The sequence below is a fragment of the Methylobacterium sp. WL103 genome, assembly GCF_008039885.1.
Taxonomy (GTDB): domain Bacteria; phylum Pseudomonadota; class Alphaproteobacteria; order Rhizobiales; family Beijerinckiaceae; genus Methylobacterium; species Methylobacterium cerastii.
This window is the reverse complement of sequence record NZ_VRUX01000352.1, coordinates 1-4,428: the sequence shown is the minus strand read 5'-3', so window position 1 is coordinate 4,428 and position 4,428 is coordinate 1. Positions and strand designations below refer to the sequence as shown.

The window sequence follows — 4,428 nt, the reverse complement described above, 5'->3', positions numbered from 1 at the left end:
GGCGGAGAGCGCGCCGAGGCCGAACCAGGCCTGCCGCAGCCCGCCCTGCAGCAGGAGCGGGACCAGCGTCCCCGATGCCGCGACGCCCGCGCCGATGCCCATGAAGATCAGCCCGCCGGCCAGGCCCCGCTTGCCCGGGGGCACGTGCGGCAGCACGGCGGGCGCCGCCAGCACCATCAACGCGCCTCCCGCGAAGCCCGACGCGAAGCGCCAGGCGAAGAACCACGCGACGCTCAAGGGGAAGGCGCAGGCGAAGAACGCCACCGTCGCCAGCCCCATCATGCCTCGGAGGACCGTCGGAACGCGGGTCCGGGCGGCGAGCCGACGCCCGAGGAGGGCGCCCGCGAGATACCCGGCGAGGTTGGCCGCCCCGAGATAGGCCGCGGTCGAGGCCGGAAACCAGCCGCCGTCGATGATCGCCGGAAGCAGGGGCGTGTAGGCGAAGCGTGCGAGGCCGATGCCGACCAGGCTGGCGCAGGAGGCCGACGCGACCGCGCGCCAGGCCCGCCGCCCGTCGGCAGAGGTCGGCAGGGGACCAGGCTGCAGTGACGTCGGCACGGCCATGGGACGAGGCTCCCGCCATCGGGTTGAGAGGGTGCATTCCGCAGGCACGGATGCCGGTCGCGCGCGCAAAACACTTAGCCGCTGCCGATCGCGGCGCGAACGGGATCGCGCCTCACGCCGTGGCGAATTCGAGACGAACGCCGCCGGGCATCGTGCACAGGAAATGGTGGGTCTCCGAGCCCTCTCGCATCGGGCCGGGTGCGAACTCGATCGTCGTGCCGGGATGGGCGCCGACCCGCTCGTGGGCCGCAACGAGCGCCGCCCGGTCGGCGACCGTGAGGGCGAGGTGGTGCAGGCCGACGTTGGCGCGCCGGTCGAACGGCACCGCCGTCTCGGGGTCCGCGACCCGCCACAGCGTCACCAGGATCGCGCCGTCGGAGACGAAGACCGCCGGGTAGGACGGCACGCTGCCGGCGACGCGCCATCCGAGCGCCTCGACGAAGAAACGCTCGGCGGCTTCGAGGTCCGGCACGGCGAGGCCGACATGGTGCGCGCCGCGGGTCAACGGGTTCGTCATGCGGGGATTTCCTGAGAGAATTTTCAAGCGGAGTGGATGCCGGCTCACGTGAAGAACATGCGACCGCACGGCAGGCTAGAGACCTTCCCGGGATCCGGGGATCACGGGAAGGTCTCTCAGGCGCGCCACCTCGGCGCGCAGGTCGGCGACCTCGGTTAGCAGCGGACGAAGCTCGGCCGCGATCTCGGCGCGGGTGAAGCGCGGCTCGATGTATTGCGGGCAGTTCCAGTCGAACCCCACCACGTCGACGACGAACGCGGAGGCGGCCGGCGGCGCGTCGGGGTGGACGACCTGCGCGACGAGGTCGGGGTCGTCGGCGGCCGCAACGACGCGCGCATGCCCGATCAGCTTGAGCCGGCGCCGGGCGGGGTAGTCCATCGCGAACAGGGCGACGCGCCCGCGCTCGATCACGTTGCCTTGCGAGATGAACTGGCGGTTGCCGGGGTAGTCGGCAAAGCCGATCCGGTTGCCGCCCAGCGCCCGGACGAAGCCGGCCGGGCCGCCGCGATGCTGGAGGTAGGGCCAGCCGTCGGGGCCGACGCTGGCGAGGTAGACGCTGTCGCGCGCCTGCAGGAATTCGTGCTCGCGCTCGGTCAGCGCGTCGCGTTCGTCGGGGGACGCCGCGTCGCGTCGGGCGTAGCTGGCACGCGAGCCGGCTTGCGCCTGGAGCGTGCGCGCCGCCTCGCCGAACAGGGTGTGGAAGTAGGTGTTGGGCATGCATGTGAATGTACGACGTCACGGATTGGCGATAATCCGTCCTGTCGGCAGTTCAGTGTTTCACCGGGAGGAATGATCGTGGACCGCTTCGCGGCGCTGACCACCTTCGTCGCGGTGGCCGAGCGGGGCGGCTTCAAGGCCGCCTCCCGTCACCTCGGCGTCTCGCCGCCCGCGGTGACGCGGACGATCGCCGCCCTCGAACGGCATCTCGGCGTGCCGCTGTTCCGGCGCTCGACCCGCAGCGTGGCGTTGACGGAGGAGGGAGCCGCGCTCCTGGAGCGCGCCCGAGAGATCCTGATGCGGCTGCAGGACGCCGAGCACGTCGTGATGGGGCGCCAGACGACGCCGCAGGGCGAACTGCAGATCACCGCGCCGGTGGTCTTCGGCCGCCTGCACGTGCTTCCCGTGGTGGCCGACCTCCTCGCCCGCCACCGGCAGATGTCGGTGCGACTGATGCTCCTCGACCGCAACATCCGCCTCGTCGAGGAGGGGATCGACGTGGCGGTCCGCATCGGCGAGCCCCGCGACAGCAGCCTGCGTTCGGTCGCCGTCGGCACGGTGCGGCAGGTCCTCGTCGCCAGCCCGGCCTATTGCGCCGCGCGCGGGCACCCCGCCGACCCGAAGGCGCTCGACCTGCATGACCTCATCGCGGGCGACAACGTCCGGACCGGCTCGCAGTGGCGCTTCGGCCCGCACTCGGTCGGCGTCGCGATCACGCCGCGCCTCACCGTGACCTCGATCGACGCCCAGCTCGCAGCCGCAGCCGCCGGCCTCGGGATCGCGAACGTGCTGAGCTACCAGGCGGCCGAAGGCCTGGCCGCAGGCACCCTGCGCCGCGTGCTGGACGCGCACGCCCCGCCGCCCGTGCCGATCCACCTGCTGTTCGACGCCGGCCGCGCGAACCTGCCGAGCGTCCGCCTGTTCCTCGACGGCATGCGCGCCCGCGCGAAGAGCGGGGCCTGGCAGTGAAGCCGGCTCGCCTGTTCAGAGAAAGAGAGAGAGATTGATCCGCTGGACATCGACGCACGGCGATCGGCCGCTCCGCCGAATGGCGCGGCCACGTCTGAAGGGCGGCTGACGACCGATCGAGAACCGGGCGGCGCTGACCGGTATCCTGTTCGTGCTGCGCTCAGGTCTGCCCTGGGAGATGCTGCCCGCCGAGATGGCTGCGGCTGCGGGATGAGTTGCTAGCGGCGCCTGCGTGACTGGCAGGCGGCAGGGATTTGGGCGCGCCTGCATCAGGTCCTGCTGCAGCGCCTGCACGCGGCGGGTGAGATCGATTGGAGCCGGGCGAGCCTGGACAGCGCGTCTGTTCCGGCGAAAAAGGGGGCTCTGCGACGGGGCCGAACCCGACGGACCGGGGCAAGCCGGGCACGAAGCGCCACGTCGTCACCGATGCGCGCGGGACGCCGCTCGGCTTCTGCCTGAGCGGGGCCAATCGGCACGACAGCCCGATGCTGGCCCCGACGCTCGACGCGATCCCGCCCCTGCGTAGCGGACGGCGCGGGCGACCGCACCGACGGCCCAACAAGCTGCACGCGGACAAGGCCTACGATGCCAAGGCGCGACGCCAAGAATGCCGGGCCCGCGGGATCACGCCCCGCATCGCCCGCAAAGGCATCGAGAGCAGCGAGCGGCTTGGGCGTCATCGCTGGGTCGATGAGCGCACCCACGCGTGGTTCAACCGCTTCCGCCGCCTGCCCGTCCGCTACGAACGACGCGCCGACATCTACGAAGCCTTCACCAGCCTCGCCGCCAGCCTTATCACCCTCAACCAGATCAGACGGTTCTGTTAGGCACTCTAAGCGCGGCTTCGTCCTGCTCCCACGACGATGGGTGGTGGAGCGCTCCTTCGCCTGGGCGACCCGCTTCCGGCGCATCGTCAAAGACTACGAACGCTATCCCAGCACCCTCGCAGACCTGCACATCGTAGCCTTCGTCTGCCTCACGCTCAAGCAGGCCGCGCAACTCGCCGCAAGTTCATAACAGCCTCTAGCTCAAAAAGGTTCGGTCAGGACGTACGGGGTAGCCCAGGACAAAATAACACTTTGAGCCGTATCGCGAGGTCAGCCCGCGGATGGGCGCACAGGCTGTACTCTCCGAGCCAGCCGCCTGCGTCTCCTATGCGGAGGTCATGCACGTCCCAGAAGGTCGCGCATCCAATTACACTGAAGATAGATGGCGCCTGCCCGCTCACACAACGTGACCTCTCGGAACTTTGGCTCCTGGATCCTCAAGACGAGGGGCTGGAACCGCAGCAAGGCGAGAGATGGATCGTCGATCTCAGCCTGCCGCTTGGTTGTTGGAATAGGTCAGGTTGAAGTCGGCGATCGCCTGGAGGCTGACGAGGTGGGCGTAGATGGCGGCGAGCCAGCCTTCGCGGCGCAGGCGAAGGAGGTCAGCGTCCGGGAGTTCGGCGAGCGCGCGTTCGTCGACGCCCTGCGCCCCGTGCAGGGTATGAGTGTCGCCGGTGTCCGGATCCCGCCCCTGGATGGTCACCGGGTGTTGATTTCCGCTGAGAGTTGACCCGGCGTTTTCGTTGAGAAGTGACCCAGGTTCAGGGGTTGATGTTTATCATTGGGTGGGTCTGGTCAACTCACGGTGCGGCTCCTTTTCGGCTTTCCGGCTGC

The 4,428-nt window shown here is 69.9% G+C and carries 5 protein-coding genes and 2 pseudogenes; 3 read left to right on the top strand and 4 right to left on the bottom strand.

Annotated elements, in window-relative coordinates; genetic code table 11:
* The 3 genes from FV222_RS18195 to FV222_RS18185 form a co-directional block, all read right to left on the bottom strand.
* Positions 1 to 564 (bottom strand): YbfB/YjiJ family MFS transporter (locus tag FV222_RS18195; RefSeq protein WP_147815323.1); only part of this gene is annotated, 564 nt, incomplete at its 3' end.
* Positions 565 to 676: 112 nt separating this feature from the next.
* On the bottom strand, positions 677 to 1,081 hold the full coding sequence (locus FV222_RS18190; RefSeq protein WP_147815322.1) for a VOC family protein: 405 nt from the start codon (positions 1,079 to 1,081) through the stop codon (positions 677 to 679).
* 75 nt (positions 1,082 to 1,156) lie between these two features.
* Complete coding sequence (locus tag FV222_RS18185; RefSeq protein WP_147815321.1) at positions 1,157 to 1,798, bottom strand: pyridoxamine 5'-phosphate oxidase family protein; 642 nt, start codon at positions 1,796 to 1,798, stop codon at positions 1,157 to 1,159.
* A 78-nt stretch (positions 1,799 to 1,876) separates the two neighbouring features.
* On the opposite strand from FV222_RS18185, the gene FV222_RS18180 reads away from it, so the two are divergent.
* The 3 genes and pseudogenes from FV222_RS18180 to FV222_RS18170 all read left to right on the top strand — a co-directional run.
* The gene (locus tag FV222_RS18180) at positions 1,877 to 2,767 is read left to right on the top strand and encodes a LysR family transcriptional regulator (protein ID WP_147815320.1); all 891 of its coding nucleotides are present in this window, start codon (positions 1,877 to 1,879) and stop codon (positions 2,765 to 2,767) included.
* A 79-nt stretch (positions 2,768 to 2,846) separates the two neighbouring features.
* Positions 2,847 to 3,594, top strand: a pseudogene (locus FV222_RS18175) (IS5 family transposase).
* Positions 3,595 to 3,601: 7 nt separating this feature from the next.
* Positions 3,602 to 3,784: pseudogene (locus tag FV222_RS18170) on the top strand (transposase); the annotation flags it as partial.
* Between the two features lie 297 nt (positions 3,785 to 4,081).
* Here the strand turns inward: FV222_RS18170 and FV222_RS18165 are convergent.
* Positions 4,082 to 4,297 carry a SapC family protein gene (locus FV222_RS18165; protein ID WP_246685530.1) on the bottom strand — a complete coding sequence of 72 codons (216 nt, stop codon included), beginning with the start codon at positions 4,295 to 4,297 and terminating at the stop codon, positions 4,082 to 4,084.
* Positions 4,298 to 4,428: the final 131 nt, after the last annotated feature.

Bases quoted from the DNA above. Each gene is read 5' to 3' on its own strand.
- FV222_RS18190 (WP_147815322.1), bottom strand. From the start codon at position 1,081: ATGACGAACCCGTTGACCCGCGGCGCGCACCATGTCGGCCTCGCCGTG.
- FV222_RS18185 (WP_147815321.1), bottom strand. From the start codon at position 1,798: ATGCCCAACACCTACTTCCACACCCTGTTCGGCGAGGCGGCGCGCACG.